The sequence below is a fragment of the Pseudonocardia sp. CA-142604 genome (genome assembly GCF_050948475.1).
GTDB classification, from domain to species: Bacteria; Actinomycetota; Actinomycetes; order Mycobacteriales; family Pseudonocardiaceae; genus Pseudonocardia; species Pseudonocardia alaniniphila.
Genome location: NZ_CP192045.1, coordinates 5,858,914 through 5,876,893 on the forward strand (window position 1 = coordinate 5,858,914; position 17,980 = coordinate 5,876,893).

The window sequence follows — 17,980 nt, forward strand, 5'->3', positions numbered from 1 at the left end:
CGTCAGCTGCGGGTGACCGTCGCCTCGATCAGACCGTAGGGGCGGTCGGCCGCGTAGAAGACCTCGTTGTGGTTCTCGAGCCCGAACGGCGACAGGTCGACGGCGAAGTGGTGCTTGTTGGGCGCTTGCAGGCTGATCTCCGCGAGCCCGGGGTGGGCCTCGAGCACGGCCCGGCCCATCTCCCACAGCGTCTGCTGCAGAGCGCGCGAGTGCACCGTGGCGTACTGCTCGAGCATGATCCGCCGGACGTCGGCCCAGTTCTTCGCCCAGTCCATGGCCTCGTAGCCACCGTCGGCATGGCGCCACTGCGCCACGAGCGCGGTGGCCATGATCCGGTCGTCGGTCTCGGGGAGGGTGGTGTAGCCGTCCTTGAGGAACCCGGCGAACTCCGAGCCGGTCGACTTGAGCAGCACGAGGTCACGGAGCCCCGAGACCACCTCGGCCCGGCCGCCCTCCACGTCGACAACCGCCGTGCGGACCTCCGGCCCGCGGCGCACCCATGTGTGAGCGTGGCCCTCCTCGCCCACCGGCACCCGCTCCCAGGCGAACTCGTCCACCGCGATCCGGGCGCCGCGCACCGGCTCCACGGAGTCGACGAAGTGGTGAGCGAGAGCGAGCGCGAAGTCCTCGATCTCCCGCAGGCCCTTCTCCTTCGCGAACGCGTAGACGGTGTTCTTCTGCGAGTCCGTCGGCAGGACCAAGGCCTGGTCGCCGTGCAGGTACGCCTCGGCGAAGTCGCCGCGCAGCGTCGTCGTCACGGTGACGTCGCGGATCTCGTGGCGGTCGGTCTCCCGGTAGATCCGGACGAGTCGGTTCTCCGCCTTCCCGTACTGGTGGCCTCCGAGCACGATCCCCATCAGTCTCAGCTCCCGCGGTAGGTCGAGTAGGCGAACGGGGAGAGCAGCAGCGGCACGTGGTGGTGCTCCCCCGGGTCGGTGACGACGAACGTGACGGCCACCTCGGGGTAGAACCCCTGCTGACCGGTGGCGGCGAAGTAGCCGCCGGTGTCGAACGTGATCCGGTAGGGGCCCGCTGCCAGGTCGAGGGCGAGCTCGCGGACGCGGCCGTCGTGGTCGGTGGTCGTCTCGGCGAGCAGCTCACCGCCGGGCATTGCCTCCAGTCGGACACCGACAGCGGCGGCCGGACGCCCGAGCGCCGCGTCGAGCACGTGCGTGGACAGCGTCATGCCGGCGAGTCCGGCGTCAGGAGCCGATCGAGCCGGATCTCGTTGATCGCGGCCAGCTCCGCGAGCGCGACGCCCCGTTCCGTGGCCGGGTCGTTGCCGAGCCGCGCCTGCAGGGTGGCCAGCAGGTCCTCGGCGCTGCGGCCGGTGGCGCACACCAGGTAGACGTGCCCGAACCGCTGCTCGTAGGCCCGGTTGCCCTCCTCCAGCGCGGACAGCACGCCGGCCCCGGCCGCGGCGACACCGCTCTGCTCACGGCGGGACGCCCCGGTGGCCCCGCGGTCACCGATGCGCGGGTGCCCGTCCAGCGCGGCGTCGAGATCGGCGTCGTCCAGTGCGCTGCGGGCGGCGGCCTGCAGCGCGGTGAGCGACGCGTACGGGCGGCCCGCCGCCACCTTTCGCACCCACCGCGGCGCCGAGCAGCAGGAGAGCAACTCCCGCTCGGCCTCCTGCGATGGCAGGGCATTGAACCGCTGCAGATCCACCCGCGTCCTCCGGCTCCGGTGCGTGCTCCGTACGCAGATCCTTCCACCTGGTTGCTCTCTCACGGCAACTCGTTCCCGTGCCGGCTCATGTCATTCCTCACCACGGGCATTCACCGCTGCGTCGGCTCGCATTCGCGCCGCGGAGTCCTCGGCACGCCAGTGTCGTACCGATGCGGGAATCAACGAACGGCGGCCGGAAAGCGATGGGGATGAAGAGCAAGAACACGGTCATCGGTGCCGGCGCCGCCATAGCGGTCGCGGGCGCACTCGTGTGGAATGCGGCACTCGCGACGGCGCAGGCGCCCGTCCCGCCACCGGCGGTGAATGCGCCGGCTGCCGTTCCCCCGACGTCCACCGCCACCCTGAACAAGACGTTCAACGCCTTTCACGCCAACCAGGGTGTGGCAGTGGACGCGAAGTACTTCTATGCGTTGGACAACCGGATCATCACGAAGTACGACCGCAACAGTGGTATGCCCGTGCTCCAGTTCGTGTCGCCCGAGGGTGGTCCGATCATCCACATGGACAGCGGCACCGTGGTCGGCCACCGGCTGTACGTGGCCACCTCCGACTACGACAACGCGCCGGAGGAGAGCTCGATCGAGATCTTCGACACCAGGACCATGAAACACGTCGGCACCCACAGCTTCGGCCGGTTCATCGGCTCGCTGACCTGGCTGGACCGCCACGACGGACGCTGGTGGGCAGGCTTCGCCAACTACGACGAGGTCCCGGACGGGCAGACCCAGCCCTACGGCGGCACCGACAACACCGAGATCGTCACGATGAACGACGACTTCCAGGTCCAGCAGGCCTGGGGGGTGCCGCGCGAGATCCTCGACCGGTTCAGGCCGATGAGCAACTCCGGCGGCTCCTGGGGCCCCGACAACCGCCTCTGGATCATCGGCCACGACCTGGACGAGGCCTACGTCATGGAGATGCCCGACGCCGGCTCGGACCTCAAGTGGATCGCCACGGTCCATCTCCCCGGAGTCGAGGGCCAGGCCATCGCCTGGGACCGCACCAGCAGCAGGAAGCCGACGCTCTGGGCCATCAAGCGGTCGACGTCGCAGGTCTTCGCCTTCACCGTCGACTACGCGTCGATCAAGGAACCTGCCCCGACGGCCTACCGGATCAACGGCCCGGGCCACTTCGTGCAGTAGGTCAGTGCGCGGTGGAGCCCGCGGGCAACGCCTCGAGCATGATGCCCTCGAACTTCCGCCGGATCGTCTCGAGCCGCCACTTGTTGCTGAACACCGCCAGCATGGCGTGGTCGGCCCGGCGCGTGAGCACCTCCACCTCGCTCTGCCCGGCGAGCAGCGCGGCGCCTGCGGCGTCGGTGCGGCGGGTGACCGAGTACCCGAGGTGCTCCAGCGTGACGGGCGCCCGGAACTCCGACTCGAGCCGGGCAGTGACCACCTCGAACTGCAGCGGGCCCACCGCGGCGAGCACCGGTGCCTGGTCGCCACGCAGGTCGGAGGTGAGGACCTGGATCACGCCCTCGCTGTCGAGCTGTTCGATCCCCCGCCGGAACTGCTTGAACGAACCGGCGTCGGCACCGCGCACCACGGCGAAATGCTCGGGCGCGAAGCTCGGGATGGCCGGGAAATGCACCGGCGACTCGGCGTAGAGCGTGTCACCCGGCCGCAACGCGCCCGCGTTGACCAGACCGACGATGTCGCCCGGGAACGCCTCCTCCACGGTGGTGCGCTGCTGACCGAACACCGCTTGTGCGTACTTCGTGGCGAACGGGCGCCCGGTGCCGGCGTGGGTGAGCACCATGCCGCGCTCGAACCGCCCGGAGCAGATCCGCACGAACGCCATCCGGTCGCGGTGGGCACGGTCCATACCGGCCTGCACCTTGAACACCAACCCGGACGTCGGCGCGTCGAGGGGGCGTGGCTTGCCGTCGGCGTCGTCGCGGGCTTCGGGCGCCGGCGCGAGCTCCACCAGCGCGTCGAGGAGCCGGGCGACACCCACGCCGTTCAGCGCCGCCCCGAAGAGCACCGGGGTGGCCTGCCCGGCGAGGAAGTCCTTCTCGTCGAACCCGGCGCCGATCTCCTCGAGCAGCGCGAGCTCGTCCTGGGCGGTGGCCCAGTACTGCGGCTCCTCGGCGGCGATCACCTCGGACGGCACCAGCTCCACGGTGGCGCGCGTGGCCCCGCCCGCCGTGCGCGAGTAGCGGCGGAACTCTCCCGTGGCCACCTCGACCAGCCCGCGCAGCTCCCCGGCCACGCCCACCGGCCAGGTGACCGGCATGGGCCGCAGCCCGATCGTCTGCTCCACCTCGTCGAGCAGTTCGAGCGCCTCGCGGCCCGGCCGGTCCCATTTGTTGACGAACGTCAGCACCGGGATGCCGCGGGTGCGGCAGACGTCGAACAGCTTGAGCGTCTGCGGCTCCAGGCCCTTGGCCGCGTCGAGCAGCATCACCGCTGCGTCGACGGCGGCGAGCACCCGATAGGTGTCCTCGGAGAAGTCACCGTGGCCGGGAGTGTCGAGCAGGTTGATCACACAGTCGTGGTAGGCGAACTGCAGCACGGCCGACGTGATGGAGATGCCGCGCTTGCGCTCCATCTCCATCCAGTCGGAGGTGACGCCGCGCCTGCCCGCCTTGCCGTGCACCGCACCGGCCTCGTCGATCACCTCGGCGTAGAGCGCCAGCGCCTCCGTCAGCGTGGACTTGCCCGCGTCCGGATGGCTGATCACGGCGAACGTGCGCCGCCGCCCCGCTTCGATCTCGACCCGGGCGTCGCCCGGTACCCGCGCCGATTCCCCCGCAGACTTCTCCACCACAGCTCCAGACATCAGACCAACGACTTTACGCGGCGGCGCGGACCGCCCACGCAGGGCAGCCACCCGGACGAGCGGCACGCCCGTCCGCCAGTTCCGCACTGCCGCGCCGGTCGTCACAAACGACCCGGCGCCGGGATCAGCGCAGCGCCGGGATGACCTCGCGCTCGAAGAGCTCGAGGCTCGAGCGGTCATGGGCCGCGCCGGGGAACACGAAGACCCCGTAGGCCAAGCCCCTGGCCTGCATCTCCTCGAGCCGCTCCACGACCTGCTCCGGCGTCCCCCGGAGGGTGAGCCCGTCCTGGCGCAGGAACCGCCGGATCAGTTCCGCCGCGCCGTCGTCACCGAGGATCGGCACGAGCCGTGCCTCGTGCGCCGCGATCCGCTCCTCGACCTCGGCCTCGGAGGTACCGACCATCACGTAGTAGACGGAAGAGCGCACGATCGCGTCGAAGTCGGTGCCGACGTCCCGGCAGTGCTCGGCGAGCACCGCCGACTTGCGCGCAAAACCCTCGGGCGAGCCGTCGAAGTTGCTGTATCGGGCGTACTTCGCGGCGATCCTGAGGGTGACCTTCTCACCGCCGCCCGCGATCCACAGCGGGATGCCGCCGTCCTGCAGAGGCAGCGGACGCACGATCGCGTCCTGGACCTGGTAGTGCCTGCCGTGCAGCGTCGCGACGCCCGTGGTCCAGGCCTGCCGCATGATCTCGGCGCCCTCCTCGAGCATGCCGAGCCGCTCACCGGCGGGCGGGAAGCCATAGCCGTAGGCGGTCCACTCCCCTTCGTCCCAGCCTGCGCCCACGCACATCTCGACCCGCCCGCCGGAGACGATGTCGCAGGTCGCGGCCACCTTCGCGAGGTAAGCAGGATTGCGGAAGCCCACGCAGGTGCACACCTGGCCCAGCCGCACGCGTTCGGTCACCGCACCCAGCGCCGCGACGAGACTCCACGCCTCGTGCGTGCCCGTCTCGACAGGAGGGGGCGTGGGGAGCGCGTGCAGGTGGTCGTTGACCCAGATCGACTCCCACGGACCGGCGTCGGCGTGCTGAGCCAGGCTCTTCATCACGTCCCAGTGCGCTGCCGGGTCGATGCCCGCCAGGTCGTGACTCCACCCTTGTGGCACGAACATCCCGAACCGCAGACCCACGATCAACGGACCCTTCTCGCGTCGCCCCCGCCGACCCTACGTCTCGGGAAGTGCCCCACCGACGTGCTGGTGATCACGGCCCGTGACGCTCGGCCGAGCCTCGTGCCACCTGCCGGCCGCGAGTGGCTCCGCGATGTGGTCGGCGACCCGGCAGGCTCGCGCGGCGATCGGGCGCCGACCCCCGCCTTCCGGTTCCCCACCCGCTCGATGGCCCGCTCAACGGGAAGGTCAGCCGGGCGCCGGGCGCCGACGCTCCCCGGCCAGGCGGCGCAGGTCCCGCGAGAGCATCTCCAGGCTCTGCACCTGGGAACGCAGGGCCTCCACGCGGCTGTCGACCGCGGCCCGGAACACGGTGAGCCGCCCTGCCAGCTCGGCTGTGCGCTCAGGGTCGTCGCCTTCGTCGTCCTCCAGGCCGTCGATGGTGGCGAGGAGCTCGCGCATCTGCTCCAGGCTGAGGTCGAGCGGTCGGAGGGTCTTCACCAGGACCAGACGGTCGATGTCGGCCTCGCCATAAAGACGAAAGCCCCCCGCCGATCGCTTCGAGGGCACCACCAGGCCGACCTCGTCCCAGTGCCGGATCGTCCGCAGTGACAGGCCCACCCGTTCGGCGACCTCGCCGATCTGCATCACGCTGGTCGTTCCTTCCCGACGAGTTGACCGAGCTTAGCCGCCGATCCGGCCTCGACACCCGCATCGACGCACGGAGAGATCGACATCGCCCGACACATCCCGAATGCGTTTCACGTCACATGAGGACCGGGTGTCCACGCCGTCACATCCGCGATCGGAATCTCGTCCTCGTGCTGCACACGATCATGCGGAAGATCCAGCGACAGAGGAGAGCACATGCAACCGCGCATGGACGTCAGTCAGCTTGCGCCCGAGGCCTACAAGGCGATGTTCGCGCTCGAGAAGTTCCTGGCGGCGAGCCCGCTGCCGAAGATCACTCTGGACCTGGTGAAGCTGCGCGTCAGCCAGATGAACGGCTGCGCCTACTGCGTCGACATGCACAGCCACGATCTCAAGTCGCTCGGCGAACCGGACGAGCGCCTCTTCTCCGTCGTCACGTGGCGGGAGGCGCCGTTCTTCACACCCGCAGAGCGCGCGGCGCTCGCCCTCGCGGAGGAGGCCACGGAGCTCGGCAAGCACGGCGTGAGCGACGAGGTGTGGGCCGAGGCGTCCGCGCACTACGACCCGCCGACGCTCGCCGCGCTCGTCACCGCGATCGCGACGATCAATGCCTGGAACCGGTTCGGCGTGACCCTGCAGCTTGTTCCGGGCTCCCATCGAACCCCTGCTTCCGGGGCAGCGGTGTGAAGTCCGGCGGGACGATGAGGTCCTCGGGGCAGGGGTCGTGCACCGACGACCGGCCGCGGCCCGGCAGCGCCTCATCGATCCCGCTGCGGCGGATCCGCAGGACGTTCGCGGTTCAGACGTCCTTCGCGGCGACGTGCGTGACCGGCAGGTGGAACTTGTGCACGAGGCGGTCGGGCAGGTCCTGACGCAACCAGCGGGAGAGACGTTTCGGGAGCGTCGACACGATGATCTCGTCGAACTCCCGGCCGGACATGGCCGCCTCGACCGCGCGCATGGGGTCGGGGTCGCACACCTCGCCACCCGCCGTGGCGCCGGCGGCGGTGAGCTTCTTCAGCGCGGCGTCGAGCTTGGCCTGCGCCAGCCTGCGCGCCTCGGCCGGCGGTCCCGAGATCGTGGGCACCCCACCCATGACCGGCATCGGGATCGCCATCGCGCTCGATACGAGGTCCTTCACGGGGGTGGCCGGCACGACGAGCCAGAACTCGGCAGGGCCTTCGGCGATCCGTTCCCGGGCGAGTTCCATGAGGTCGTCACTGTCGAGCGTCTGGTTCGCAACCACGAGGTAACGGTGCATGACGCCTCCTCGGTATCGGGCGTGGCCCCTCCGCGGATGAGCGGTTTCCGGCACAACGCCGACGCGGGGAACAGTACCGCTCATCGCAGGGGGTGAGAACGAACCCGAAGAAGCAGCGGCAGAGGGTAGGAATGCCCACATGAGCGAACCCGACCGCCCACTCTTCCTCGTTGTCACGATCAAACCGAGATCGGATCGGATGAAGGAGGCGGAGGCACAGCTGCAGTCGATGCGCCGCAACTCTCTCACCGAGCCGGGGTGCGTCTTCATGCACCTCGCGCAGCCGCAGGACGACCCGGACACCTGGGTGATGTTGGAAATGTTCCGGTCGCGGGCTGCGTGGGACGAGCACATGCGGCAGCCCTACAACGTGGAGGGAAACATCATTCTTCAGGATCTTCTCCGGGAGCCGTCGGACCTCCGACTACTCGACGAGAAGTAGCCACTCAAGGCGCCTGGGGGATTCCCGACCGGACCGTCGGTCCATCGTGTCACCCGGCCCACCCGACTGAGCACGGAACGTAGTTTATGGCCGCTTCTCTGGAATCCCGCAGAGGTGCGGTCTAGCGTTCCAACCGACCTGTGTCCCACATCACATATGAATTCGATCAGTGTCCGGGAGGGGTGATCCCATGGCCCGCGGCTCGGTCACCCGGGTACAGCCACACGAGGAAGGCGCGCGTAAACCGGGCCTGGTCTACCCGGGCCTCACCATCCCGTTCATCCTGGTCGTGCTCTGCTTCGCCGCGTGGGGGTCGGCCGCCAACCTCACGGACGTCCTCGTCGGCGTGTTCCGCCACATCTTCTCGATGTCGAACTTCGAGTCGGCGCTGGTGCAGTTCGCGTACTACGGCGCGTACTTCTCGCTCGCCATCCCGGCCGCCCTGATCAACAAACGCTTCGGTTACAAGGCCGGCGTGCTCACCGGCCTGGCCTGCGCGACGGTCGGCGGGCTCCTGTTCATTCCGGCGAGCATGCTGCTCACCTACGGGTTCTTCCTACTCGCCCTGTTCGTGCTGGCCTCCGGGCTCTCGATACTGGAAACGTCGGCGAACCCGTTCGTGATCGCGATGGGTCCCGAGTCGAGTGCGACCCAGCGACTGAACCTGGCACAGTCGTTCAATCCCGTCGGGGCGAACATCGGGGTCCTGCTCGGCGCGGTGCTGATCCTTCCCCAGATCACTCCGGAATCGGCGAAGACGTCGATGACGCCCGACCAGCTGAGGGACGTCCAGGAGCGGGATCTGTCGTTGGTGCTGGGGCCCTACACCGGCATCGCTTTTGTGCTCCTGCTGATCTGGTTATTGATCGCGTTCCGCAAGATCAACGTGCCGGAAGAGCATTCAGCGTTCGGGCTGGACGCGGGGGGAAAGTCCGGGGCCCTGGGCCGCCTCTGGCACAACCGGCACTATCGGTACGGCGTGGCCGCGCAGTTCCTCAACGTCGGCGCCCAGGTCTGCACCTGGACGTTCACGATCCAGTACGCGCAGGACGTGGTGGGGGTCCCCACGGGGATCTCCGGCTGGTACCTGCAGGCCAGCCTGATCCTGTTCCTCGTCTCCCGGTTCGTGATGACCTATCTGCTCGGCATCTTCCGGCCGACGAAGCTGCTCTTCGCCATGGGTGCGCTCGGAGTGGTGTTCGCCCTCGTCGCCGTGCTCTCACCGAACATGCTGGGGTTGATCGCCGTCGTCGCGATTTCGCTCTCGTTGTCCCTGATGTTCCCGACGATCTACGGCGTCGCCCTCCAAGGTCTGGGCAAGGACACCAAGTTCGGCGCGGCAGGCCTGGTCATGGCCATCCTCGGTGGAGCTCTTCTCCCACTGGTCCAGGGCCGGATCATGGACACCGCAGGCGCCGCACCGGCCTTCATCGTGCCGGCCGTCTGCCTCGGGCTGGTGGCCTGCTACGCGCTGTTCGACCTCCGAACCACCCGCCACGGGGGTGCAGCCGTGAGCGAGGGCGCGGCACCGTGAGCGCGTGACCCGGGCCGGATCGGGCACCCGGTACGTCGATTCTCCTCGAGAGGAGTGGACGGATGTTCGTCGTCGTCGGGGAAGCGCTCGTGGACCTGGTCGGGCAGCGCGGCAGCCGCACGCTCGTGGCACATCCCGGTGGGAGCCCGGCCAATGTCGCGCTCGGGCTCGCCCGGCTCGGCAACCGGGTGACGCTCGTGACGCGGCTGGGCCGGGACGCCCTAGGCGAGATGGTCTCGGGGCATCTGAGGTCGAACGGCGTGCGGGTGGAAGGTGGCCCCGGCCAGGGCACCTCCACCAGCCTCGCGATCGCCACCCTCGCGGCGGGGCTCGCGACCTACGACTTCCGCATCGAGTGGGACGTCGGTGAGCTCGCGCCCCTTCCGATCGAGGCCCGTTGCCTGCACACCGGATCGCTGGCGACCGCACTCGCCCCTGGCGCCACGAACGTCGAGGACCTCATGAGCCGGGAGCACGGGCGGGGCCGGGTCACCATCTCCTACGACCCCAACGTGCGCCCCGGACTGCTCGGTTCGCCCACGCGGGCCCGCCCCGCCATCGAGCGCATCGTCGGCCTGTGCGACGTCGTGAAGGTCAGCGATGAGGATCTGTACTGGCTCTACCCCGATCGCCGGGACGAAGAGGTCGCCCGGGAGTGGCTCGGGCGAGGCCCCGCCGTCGTCGTCGTGACCCGCGGCGGTCAGGGCGTCTACGCAACCACGGCCGACCTGGAGCTCCGCCGACCCGCTCTGCCGATCGATCTGGTGGACACGGTCGGCGCGGGCGACTCCTTCACCTCCGGTCTGCTCGACGGGCTCCGCCGGGCCGACCTGATCGGCGGCCCGCGCCGTGCCGCGCTGGCGTCGATCGACGAGTCGACGCTCATCAGCGTCCTGGATTCGGCCGCTCTCGTCGCGGCGATCACCTGCTCACGTCCGGGCGCCGACCCGCCGACGCGAGCCGAGGTCGACGCCACCCACCCCACGCGGACGTCCACGACCATGACGGCGCCGCTCGGCACCTCACGCGGGATCTCACCGCCGCTGGGAGACCAGGAGCTCGCAGCGTCACCGGGGGTCGCACCCGAACAAGGGAGTCAGCGATGAATCGGTCCTCAGGCTTCGGTGGCGCCATCTTCGACGTGGACGGGGTGCTCGTCGACTCCCCCCACGAGCTGGCCTGGCGTGAGGCCTTCCGGTCGTTGATGGAGACCGAGTGGAGCGACATCCGGGACCGGACGAGCTGGACCCCCGAACGCTTCACGCCCGCCGTCTACCAGCAGGTGATGGCCGGGATGCCACGCATGGCCGGAGCCCGGGCGGCGATGGAGCACTTCGGGGTGCCCGACATCGACTCACGGATCCAGCAGTACGCGGACGCGAAGCAGGAGCACGTGATCCGGCTCATCGACGAGGGCCGCTTCATGGCGTTCCCGGACGCGCTGCGGTTCGTGCTGGACGTCAAGGCGATGGGCATCCCGGTCGCGGCGGCGTCCTCGTCGAAGAACGCCAAGCTGTTCCTGGAACGGATCCGCCTGGACCTGTTCGCCGCCGAGCAGCGGATCGACCACGAGTTCATCACCCCGGGCATGACGCTCGCGCAGGTCTTCGACGCCGACATCTCCGGCCGTGACTTCCCCAAGGGCAAGCCGGATCCGACGATCTTCCTGACCGCCGCCCAGGAGCTGGGTGTCGATCCGGCCGACTGTTTCGTCACCGAGGACGCCACCAGCGGTATCCAGGCCGCGAAGGCCGGTGGCATGGCCGGGCTCGGCGTGGCCCGGCTGAACGACCGCGACCTGCTGCTCGACGCGGGCGCGGATCTCGTCGTGTCCACGTTGGACGATGTCTCCCGACGTGCTGTCCTCCAGGGATATCTGGAGGAGCGCCGGGCGGCGGGCGAGATGAGGCAGCGCCACACGCAGCAGCCGCCGAGCGTCTGGACGCTCGTGTACGAGAGCTTCGACCCCGCCCGGCAGGGGCTGCGGGAGGCGCTGCTCTCCCTCGGCAACGGGTACATGGTCACCCGCGGCGCCCTGCCCGAGGCGGATGCCGACGACGTGAACTATCCCGGCACGTACGTCGCCGGGCTCTACGACCGCGCCGAGACCGAGGTCGCCGGGCGCATGGTCGAGAACGAGGACCTGGTCAACGTCCCGAACTGGCTGCCGCTTCGCTTCCGCATCGAGGGCGGCGACTGGTTCGACGCCCGCCGCGCGGACGTGATCGAGCACCGCTTCGAGCTGGACATCCACCGCGGGGTGCTGACCCGGCACATGACCTGGCAGGACGCCGACGGCCGGCGGACCAGCATGGTCCAGCGCCGGTTCGTGAGCATGAAGGACGAACACTTCGCCGGCCTGGAGACCACGTTCACGGCGCAGAACTGGTCGGGCCGTATCGAGGTCGTCTCCGGGCTGGACGGCCGGGTCGAGAACACGGGCGTCAAGCGCTACCACGACCTCAACAGCCGCCACCTCCGGGTGCTGGGCCTGGGCGAGATCGACGCGGAGACCGTCGATCTGCAGGTCGAGACGCTGCAGTCGCACGTGCGGGTCGCCGTCGCGGCACGCACGCGGGTGATGCGCGACGGGCAGCGGCAGAACGCCTACCGGCGGCTCGTCGAGGAGCGCGGGTACATCGCCCACGAGCTGAGCCTCGACCTCGAAGAAGGCCGAGCCGTGAGCGTCGAGAAGGTCGTGGCGCTGTTCACGTCGCGAGACCGCGGGATCTCCGAGAGCCGCGACGATGCCAGGCTCGCCGCCGCGACCGCGGAGGACTTCTCCCCGCTGCTGGCCCGGCACGAGGGCGCGTGGAACAGCCTGTGGAACCGCTTCGACATCGAGCTCGACAGCGCCAACGAGTGGACCGAGACGGTCCTGCACCTGCACATCTTCCACCTGCTGCAGACCATCTCGCCGCACACACAGCACCTGGACGTCGGCGTCCCGGCGCGGGGCTGGACCGGGGAGGCCTACCGCGGTCACGTCTTTTGGGACGAGATGTTCATCTTCCCGTTCTTCAACTTCGAACGCCCGAGCCTGGCCGAAGCTCTGCTCCAGTACCGCTACGAACGGCTCGACACGGCCCGCGCCGCCGCGCGCGCCGAGGGGTACGAGGGCGCCATGTTCCCCTGGCAGAGCGGGGCAACGGGCCGTGAGGAGACCCAGAAGGTCCACCTCAACCCGAAGTCGGGGCGCTGGCTGCCCGACCATTCGCACAACCAGCGCCACGTCAACATCGCGATCGCCTACAACGTGTGGCAGCACTACATGGTGACGGGCAGCATCGGGTTCCTGCGCTTCACCGGCGCCGAGCTGCTGATCGAGATCGCCCGGTTCTGGGCGAGCGTCGCCACCTACAACGAGGCCGAGGACCGCTACGAGATCCACGGCGTGGTGGGCCCGGACGAGTACCACGAGGCGTACCCGGACTCCGACGAGCCCGGACTGCGGAACAACACCTACACCAACGTCATGGCCGTGTGGGTGCTGCAGCGGGCGCTGGAGACGCTCGAGGTCATGCCGCCGCACTACCGCGAGGAGCTCGTCCAGGAGCTCAGCATCCGGGACGAGGAGCCGGACCGCTGGCGCGACATCACCACGAAGATGAAGGTCGTCTTCCACGCCGACGGCGTCCTTACGCAGTTCGAGGGCTACGAGGCGTTGCCCGAGTTCGACTGGGAGGGCTACCGGGAGCGCTACGGCAACATCCAGCGGCTGGACCGGCTGCTCGAGGCCGAGGGCGACAGCACCAACCGGTACAAGCTCGCCAAGCAGGCCGACGTGCTGATGTTGCTGTTCCTGCTCTCCCGCGACGAGCTGCGCGGGCTACTGCACAACCTCGGGTACGAGGTGAGCCAGGAACAGCTCGCCCGCACCGTCGAGTACCACCTCGAGCGGACCTCGCACGGCTCCACGCTCAGCGGCGTGGTCAGCGCCTGGGTGATGGCCCGCTACCACCCGCAGGAGGCCTGGCGGTTCCTGCAACACGCATTGGAGAGCGACGTGGCCGACGTCCAGGGCGGCACCACCGCCGAAGGCATCCACCTGGGGGCGATGGCGGGCACGGTCGACATCGTGTTGCGCTGCCTCACCGGCATGCGAGCCCTCGGGCCGGTGCTCCGCTTCGACCCGGCGCTGCCACCGGAGGTGAAGCAGCTGCGCTTCAGCGTCCACTACCGGGGCCAGCGCGTGGACGTCGACCTGGGCGAGACCCGCATCCACCTCAGCGTGCGACCGGGTGGCACCACACCGGTCAACCTCCTGGTGCAGGGCCAGGCGGTGGAGCTGGCACCAGGGCAGGAGCGAGAGCTCCAGCTGGAACCGGCCCGTTGAGACGTCGCAGCAGGTGGTACGTGCTCGCAGCACGCCGGCACGCTGCGAGGAAGCGCTAGGTGCTGCGAGGTGTGTGCCGGTTACCCTGCACCCGTGACGCGGCCTGGTGAGCGCAGCGCCGTGGAGGACTCGAACCGGCGGATGCTCCGCGCGCGGGACGCGATGGACCGCACCTACGCCGAACCGCTCGACGTCGCCGCACTCGCCCGCATCGCGCTGGTGTCCCCCGCCCACTTCATCCGCACGTTCCGGGCGACGTTCGGCGAGACACCGCACCGCTACCTGCAGCGCCGCCGCGTCGAGCGCGCGATGTTCCTGCTCCGCACGTCCGGCCGCAGCGTCACCGAGATCTGCGTGGACGTCGGCTTCTCGAGCCTCGGCACGTTCAGCCGGACGTTCCGCGAGATCGTCGGGGAGTCGCCGTCGGAGTACCGCAGGCGCGGCGGCGGCCCGATCGATGCCGTGCCGACCTGCTTCGCGAAGGCGTGGCTGCGCCCCGCGGCCACGGCGCCGCCGGACGGAGCAGTTTCGGATAAGCAGGACACGGATCCCAGGCCCTAGCGTCATCCGCATGCTGAAGAACATCACGCAGTCCTCGATCGTCGTGCTCGACCAGGACGAGGCACTCGACTTCTACGTCAACAAGCTCGGGCTGGAGCTGAACACCGACCAGGACCTCGGTTTCATGCGCTGGCTCACCGTGAACGTCCCCGGCGACCCCAGCCGGCAGATCCTGCTGGAGAAGCCCGGTCCCCCCGCGATGGACGAGGCGACCGCGGCGCAGGTGCGCGAGCTGGTCACGAAGGGCGCGATGGGCGGCTGGCTGTGCATCAGCACCGACGACGCGCAGAAGTCGTACGAGACGCTCAAGGCGCGTGGGGTGGAGATCACCGACGAGCCCACGGAGAAGCCCTACGGCATCGACTTCGGGATCCGCGACCCGTTCGGCAACGCGATCCGGATCGGGAAGCTGAACGCACCGGCGGGTGAGTGACGGGCGCTCGTACCGGATGAATCGGACCGCACCGGGGTACATGCCCGTGTGAATCGATACGGGCCTGCCCAGCGGTCCTTGCTCCCCGCGTTCGACCGCGTCGTCGTGATCTTCAACCCGAACAGCACCGGCAAGGCACCCGAGCTCGCCGACGAACTGCGGGCCGGCCTGGGCGAGCGGCTGCCCGGGCTGCCCGTGACGATGAGCCCGACGCAGCGGGCCGGGCACGGCCGTGACCTGGCACGGGAGGCGGCCGCCGGTGGCGGCCGCCCGCTGATCGTCTCGGTCAGTGGCGACGGCGGATACAACGAGGTGGTCGACGGCGTCATGCAGGCCGGCAACGACGACGCCGTGTGTGCGGTGATGGCGGCGGGCAACGCCAACGACCACCGGCGGACCATCCGGCAACGCCCGCTGATCGAGGCGGTGGTGGCAGGCGATGTGCACCGCATCGACCTGCTCCGCCTCACCGTCGGCAGCGGCCCGGACGCCCGCGTCCACTACGCCCACTCCTACATCGGGGTCGGGCTCACGCCGGTCGTCGCCGTCGACCTGGAGAAGGGCGGCAAGGGCTCCTTCCGGGAGATCGTCTCCGTGGTGCGCACCTTCGCCCGGTTCCGTCCCTTCAGCATCGAACTGGAGGACGGGAGCCGCCGCAGGATCGACAGCCTGGTGTTCGCCAACATCAGTCAGATGGCCAAGTACGCCGTCCTCAGCGAGTCGGGCCGGCCCGACGACGGGCGGTTCGAGGTGATCACGCTGCCGCACACCGCGAAGTGGCGCATCCTGGGCGTCGCCATCCGCGCGGCCACCACGGGACTCGGGCCGCAGCCCAGCGCCGCCCGCTACCGCTTCACCACGCTGAAGCCGACGCCGTTGCAGCTCGACGGCGAGGTGCTCGCCGTCGAGGCCGGCACCGCCGTCTGCGTCGAGATCGCGCCCCGGGCGCTGGCGACGGTCAGCTGACGCGTTCGATGCCTACCGGCGTGCACGTGACGTGCGCGAGGAGCATCTGGGTGTGGGCCCTCAGCTCGGCGAGCGCCTCCGGCTGACCTGCGAGGTGGCGCAGCAGCGCCATCTGGAAGGCGCCGTCGAACATCGTGTAGGCCATCGAGGGCGTGGTGGTCGGCTCCACGCCGAGCAGTTCGGCGTACCGGCTGACGATGCGCCAGATCATCCGCTCGAGGCTGTCGTCGATCTCGAGGACATCGATACGGAAGGAGTCGTCGAACAACGCCTGCGAGCGCAGGTCGTACCACAGGCGGTGCATCCGGCCCTCGTCGCGCACGGTGGCGACCAGGGCGTCGGCGAACCCGTCCGCGAGCCGTTGCGGGGTCTTCGCCCTGGACACGATCTGGTCGTAGCGCAGCACGCACTGCGCCTTGTACTGGCGCACGCAGTAGGTGATCAGGTCGACCTTGTCGGCGAAGTAGTAGTGCAGCACGCCGTGGGAGAACGCGGAGTTCTGGGCGATCTCACGGAGGCTGGTGCGGGCGTAGCCGAGCTCCGACAGCGTCTGGATCGCCGCGTCGGCCAGTTCCCGGCGGCGCTCCGCGAACCTGTCACCCCCCGGACGCGGGGACTGGTTGTGCTTCGCCTCGGCTGCGGTCACTGTTCTCCCGTCCTCGGTGCGCGCGGATAGTAGCCAGACATCACATCGGCGTGATCACCGCCGTCCTCGCGTCTTGCCGACATCGACCGGCTGATCCGTTGAGACGCGGATCAGGTTTCCGGCATGTGGTAACGGGGGTTCGGAGACCAGTGCTCCGGTCGGAACATTCGTTGATATGACGACGATCCCCCGCGACCAGTGGTACGTCGCGGCCTACGGCCGCGAGATCGGGCACGATCTTTTCTCCCGCACGATCTGCGGCGAGTCGATCCTGTTCTGGCGCACGGAGGCGGGGCAGCTGACTGCCATGTCCGACCGGTGCGTGCACCGCCGGTTCCCGCTGTCCCAGGCGCCGAGCCGGCTGGTCGGCGACTCGGTGGTGTGCGGCTACCACGGCTTCACCTACGGCGCCGACGGTGCGTGCGTCGCGGTACCGGGTCAGACGCGGGTGCCCCGTACCGCCCGGCTGCGCAGCTATCCGGTCGTGGAGCAGGACTCGTTCGTCTGGGTGTGGATCGGCGACCCGGCGCGGGCCGATGTGACGCGCATCCCGCGGGCGCCGTGGCTGGTCTCGCCCGACTACACGACGGTGTCGGGGATGGAGCCGCTCGCGGCCCGCTTCGGCCTGCTGGTCGACAACCTCCTCGACCTCTCCCACGAGACCTACCTCCACGGCGGCTACATCGGCACGCCCGAGGTGGCCAGCACCCCGATCACCACCGAGGTCGACGAGGCCGCGGGCATCGTCTACGTCAGCCGGCACATGGACGACGCCGAGTGCCCGCCGTTCTACGCGACCTCCACCGGCCTGACCGGACGCATCGCGCGCTGGCAGGACATCGAGTACACCCCGCCGTGCCTCTACAAGCTGCACAGCCGGATCGCACCGGTCGGGTCCCTGCCGAACCCGGACGGCACCGACCCCGATGCCTTCCACGTCGAGGTCGTCTACGCGATCACCCCGGAGACCGAGCACAGCACCCACGACTTCTGGGCGGTCGCCCGCGACTTCGCGCTCGACGACGCGTCGGTCTCGGACTTCATCGCCGAGCAGAACCGCACGGTCGTGCTGCAGGACGTCGCGGCGCTCGACGTGCTGGAGCAGGTGATCGCCACCGAACCGGCCGGCTACCAGGAGCTGTCCATCAACATCGACACCGGCGGCCTCGCCGCGCGGCGGATGCTCGCGGCGATGCTGCGGCAGGAGCAGGCCACGGCGGCGGCGAGGTGAGCCCGGCATGACGATCGAGCCCACCCGCATGCTCACCGGGCCCGGCGTGCTGCGCGTGGTGTGGTTGCCGGGCAGCGACCAGCTCCAGGGCACCTGCCACTGCGGCGCCGTGCACATCGCCGAGGGCCCGGTCGAGGTGTGGGACTGGTTGCTCGCCCATCCCGTCGGGCACGAGCCACCACCGGCCGCCTCGCACGTCCAGCCGGTACTCGTCGGCGCCGGAGTCTGACCGGCGCGCACCGTCCGCTCCCCGAACCCGGCCTCATGAACCGGGACAAAGCCGGGCCACCTCCCGTCCCCCGAGCGGGAGGTGGCTCCGGCGTGGCGAGCAGGCC

At 69.6% G+C, this 17,980-nt stretch carries 19 protein-coding genes; 11 read left to right on the top strand and 8 right to left on the bottom strand.

The window, feature by feature from the left end:
* Nucleotides 1-2: 2 nt before the first annotated feature.
* Genes pucL through uraD form a run of 3 tightly spaced genes read right to left on the bottom strand, consistent with a single transcriptional unit; the run spans nt 3 to nt 1,668 of the window.
* Nucleotides 3-857, bottom strand: a complete 855-nt coding sequence (gene pucL / locus ACQPZQ_RS26565; protein WP_433285035.1) for a factor-independent urate hydroxylase — start codon at nt 855-857, stop codon at nt 3-5.
* Between the two features lie 5 nt (nt 858-862).
* Entirely contained in the window at nt 863-1,186 is a 324-nt protein-coding gene (gene uraH / locus ACQPZQ_RS26570) for a hydroxyisourate hydrolase (protein ID WP_433285037.1), read from the bottom strand.
* Nucleotides 1,183-1,668 (bottom strand): 2-oxo-4-hydroxy-4-carboxy-5-ureidoimidazoline decarboxylase, encoded by a 486-nt coding sequence (gene uraD, locus ACQPZQ_RS26575; protein ID WP_433285038.1) that lies wholly within the window; start codon nt 1,666-1,668, stop codon nt 1,183-1,185. Before uraD ends, uraH begins: the two co-directional genes overlap by 4 nt.
* 170 nt (nt 1,669-1,838) lie before the next feature.
* Here uraD and ACQPZQ_RS26580 point away from each other — a divergent pair, with 170 nt between their 5' ends.
* The gene (locus ACQPZQ_RS26580; protein WP_433285040.1) at nt 1,839-2,831 is read left to right on the top strand and encodes a hypothetical protein; all 993 of its coding nucleotides are present in this window, start codon (nt 1,839-1,841) and stop codon (nt 2,829-2,831) included.
* A 1-nt stretch (nt 2,832) separates the two neighbouring features.
* Here ACQPZQ_RS26580 and ACQPZQ_RS26585 read toward each other — a convergent pair whose 3' ends face one another.
* The 3 genes from ACQPZQ_RS26585 to ACQPZQ_RS26595 form a co-directional block, all read right to left on the bottom strand.
* Nucleotides 2,833-4,473, bottom strand: a complete 1,641-nt coding sequence (locus ACQPZQ_RS26585; RefSeq protein WP_433285042.1) for a peptide chain release factor 3 — start codon at nt 4,471-4,473, stop codon at nt 2,833-2,835.
* Between the two features lie 124 nt (nt 4,474-4,597).
* Nucleotides 4,598-5,599 (bottom strand): TIGR03560 family F420-dependent LLM class oxidoreductase, encoded by a 1,002-nt coding sequence (locus tag ACQPZQ_RS26590; RefSeq protein ID WP_433299382.1) that lies wholly within the window; start codon nt 5,597-5,599, stop codon nt 4,598-4,600.
* 234 nt (nt 5,600-5,833) lie between these two features.
* The gene (locus ACQPZQ_RS26595) at nt 5,834-6,232 is read right to left on the bottom strand and encodes a MerR family transcriptional regulator (protein ID WP_241034646.1); all 399 of its coding nucleotides are present in this window, start codon (nt 6,230-6,232) and stop codon (nt 5,834-5,836) included.
* A 219-nt stretch (nt 6,233-6,451) separates the two neighbouring features.
* On the opposite strand from ACQPZQ_RS26595, the gene ACQPZQ_RS26600 reads away from it, so the two are divergent.
* Nucleotides 6,452-6,922: a carboxymuconolactone decarboxylase family protein gene (locus ACQPZQ_RS26600; protein ID WP_433285043.1), complete on the top strand. Its 471-nt coding sequence runs from the start codon at nt 6,452-6,454 to the stop codon at nt 6,920-6,922.
* 112 nt (nt 6,923-7,034) lie between these two features.
* Here ACQPZQ_RS26600 and ACQPZQ_RS26605 read toward each other — a convergent pair whose 3' ends face one another.
* Nucleotides 7,035-7,496, bottom strand: coding sequence for a hypothetical protein (locus tag ACQPZQ_RS26605; protein ID WP_433285045.1), 462 nt, complete (start codon nt 7,494-7,496; stop codon nt 7,035-7,037).
* A 139-nt stretch (nt 7,497-7,635) separates the two neighbouring features.
* Between ACQPZQ_RS26605 and ACQPZQ_RS26610 the strand changes: the two genes are divergently transcribed.
* The 7 genes from ACQPZQ_RS26610 to ACQPZQ_RS26640 all read left to right on the top strand — a co-directional run bounded on the left by ACQPZQ_RS26610 (nt 7,636) and on the right by ACQPZQ_RS26640 (nt 15,768).
* On the top strand, nt 7,636-7,938 hold the full coding sequence (locus tag ACQPZQ_RS26610; protein WP_433285047.1) for a putative quinol monooxygenase: 303 nt from the start codon (nt 7,636-7,638) through the stop codon (nt 7,936-7,938).
* Between the two features lie 190 nt (nt 7,939-8,128).
* A complete protein-coding gene (gene fucP / locus ACQPZQ_RS26615; protein ID WP_433285049.1) occupies nt 8,129-9,472 on the top strand; it encodes an L-fucose:H+ symporter permease in 1,344 nt (447 codons plus the stop codon).
* Nucleotides 9,473-9,534: 62 nt separating this feature from the next.
* Nucleotides 9,535-10,578 (top strand): carbohydrate kinase family protein, encoded by a 1,044-nt coding sequence (locus ACQPZQ_RS26620; RefSeq protein WP_433285051.1) that lies wholly within the window; start codon nt 9,535-9,537, stop codon nt 10,576-10,578.
* Nucleotides 10,575-13,808, top strand: coding sequence for an HAD-IA family hydrolase (locus ACQPZQ_RS26625; protein ID WP_433285053.1), 3,234 nt, complete (start codon nt 10,575-10,577; stop codon nt 13,806-13,808). The genes ACQPZQ_RS26620 and ACQPZQ_RS26625 overlap by 4 nt, the downstream gene beginning before the upstream one ends.
* Before the next feature lie 141 nt (nt 13,809-13,949).
* Nucleotides 13,950-14,369, top strand: a complete 420-nt coding sequence (locus tag ACQPZQ_RS26630; RefSeq protein WP_433299384.1) for a helix-turn-helix domain-containing protein — start codon at nt 13,950-13,952, stop codon at nt 14,367-14,369.
* A gap of 10 nt (nt 14,370-14,379) precedes the next feature.
* Nucleotides 14,380-14,802 carry a VOC family protein gene (locus tag ACQPZQ_RS26635; RefSeq protein WP_433285055.1) on the top strand — a complete coding sequence of 141 codons (423 nt, stop codon included), beginning with the start codon at nt 14,380-14,382 and terminating at the stop codon, nt 14,800-14,802.
* A gap of 48 nt (nt 14,803-14,850) precedes the next feature.
* Nucleotides 14,851-15,768: a diacylglycerol/lipid kinase family protein gene (locus ACQPZQ_RS26640; protein WP_433285057.1), complete on the top strand. Its 918-nt coding sequence runs from the start codon at nt 14,851-14,853 to the stop codon at nt 15,766-15,768.
* Here the strand turns inward: ACQPZQ_RS26640 and ACQPZQ_RS26645 are convergent.
* A complete protein-coding gene (locus ACQPZQ_RS26645; RefSeq protein WP_433285059.1) occupies nt 15,761-16,414 on the bottom strand; it encodes a TetR/AcrR family transcriptional regulator in 654 nt (217 codons plus the stop codon). The two genes, ACQPZQ_RS26640 and ACQPZQ_RS26645, sit on opposite strands and share 8 nt — an antisense overlap.
* Before the next feature lie 175 nt (nt 16,415-16,589).
* On the opposite strand from ACQPZQ_RS26645, the gene ACQPZQ_RS26650 reads away from it, so the two are divergent.
* Nucleotides 16,590-17,645 carry a Rieske 2Fe-2S domain-containing protein gene (locus tag ACQPZQ_RS26650; RefSeq protein WP_433285061.1) on the top strand — a complete coding sequence of 352 codons (1,056 nt, stop codon included), beginning with the start codon at nt 16,590-16,592 and terminating at the stop codon, nt 17,643-17,645.
* A gap of 7 nt (nt 17,646-17,652) precedes the next feature.
* Nucleotides 17,653-17,874, top strand: a complete 222-nt coding sequence (locus tag ACQPZQ_RS26655; protein WP_433285062.1) for a hypothetical protein — start codon at nt 17,653-17,655, stop codon at nt 17,872-17,874.
* Nucleotides 17,875-17,980: the final 106 nt, after the last annotated feature.

Bases quoted from the DNA above. Each gene is read 5' to 3' on its own strand.
- ACQPZQ_RS26600 (WP_433285043.1), top strand. From the start codon at position 6,452: ATGCAACCGCGCATGGACGTCAGTCAGCTTGCGCCCGAGGCCTACAAG.
- ACQPZQ_RS26650 (WP_433285061.1), top strand. From the start codon at position 16,590: ATGACGACGATCCCCCGCGACCAGTGGTACGTCGCGGCCTACGGCCGC.
- uraH (WP_433285037.1), bottom strand. From the start codon at position 1,186: ATGACGCTGTCCACGCACGTGCTCGACGCGGCGCTCGGGCGTCCGGCC.
- fucP (WP_433285049.1), top strand. From the start codon at position 8,129: ATGGCCCGCGGCTCGGTCACCCGGGTACAGCCACACGAGGAAGGCGCG.
- ACQPZQ_RS26630 (WP_433299384.1), top strand. From the start codon at position 13,950: ATGCTCCGCGCGCGGGACGCGATGGACCGCACCTACGCCGAACCGCTC.
- ACQPZQ_RS26605 (WP_433285045.1), bottom strand. From the start codon at position 7,496: ATGCACCGTTACCTCGTGGTTGCGAACCAGACGCTCGACAGTGACGAC.
- ACQPZQ_RS26625 (WP_433285053.1), top strand. From the start codon at position 10,575: ATGAATCGGTCCTCAGGCTTCGGTGGCGCCATCTTCGACGTGGACGGG.
- ACQPZQ_RS26655 (WP_433285062.1), top strand. From the start codon at position 17,653: ATGACGATCGAGCCCACCCGCATGCTCACCGGGCCCGGCGTGCTGCGC.
- ACQPZQ_RS26620 (WP_433285051.1), top strand. From the start codon at position 9,535: ATGTTCGTCGTCGTCGGGGAAGCGCTCGTGGACCTGGTCGGGCAGCGC.
- ACQPZQ_RS26610 (WP_433285047.1), top strand. From the start codon at position 7,636: ATGAGCGAACCCGACCGCCCACTCTTCCTCGTTGTCACGATCAAACCG.
- ACQPZQ_RS26595 (WP_241034646.1), bottom strand. From the start codon at position 6,232: ATGCAGATCGGCGAGGTCGCCGAACGGGTGGGCCTGTCACTGCGGACG.
- ACQPZQ_RS26585 (WP_433285042.1), bottom strand. From the start codon at position 4,473: ATGTCTGGAGCTGTGGTGGAGAAGTCTGCGGGGGAATCGGCGCGGGTA.
- pucL (WP_433285035.1), bottom strand. From the start codon at position 857: ATGGGGATCGTGCTCGGAGGCCACCAGTACGGGAAGGCGGAGAACCGA.
- ACQPZQ_RS26635 (WP_433285055.1), top strand. From the start codon at position 14,380: ATGCTGAAGAACATCACGCAGTCCTCGATCGTCGTGCTCGACCAGGAC.
- ACQPZQ_RS26580 (WP_433285040.1), top strand. From the start codon at position 1,839: ATGCGGGAATCAACGAACGGCGGCCGGAAAGCGATGGGGATGAAGAGC.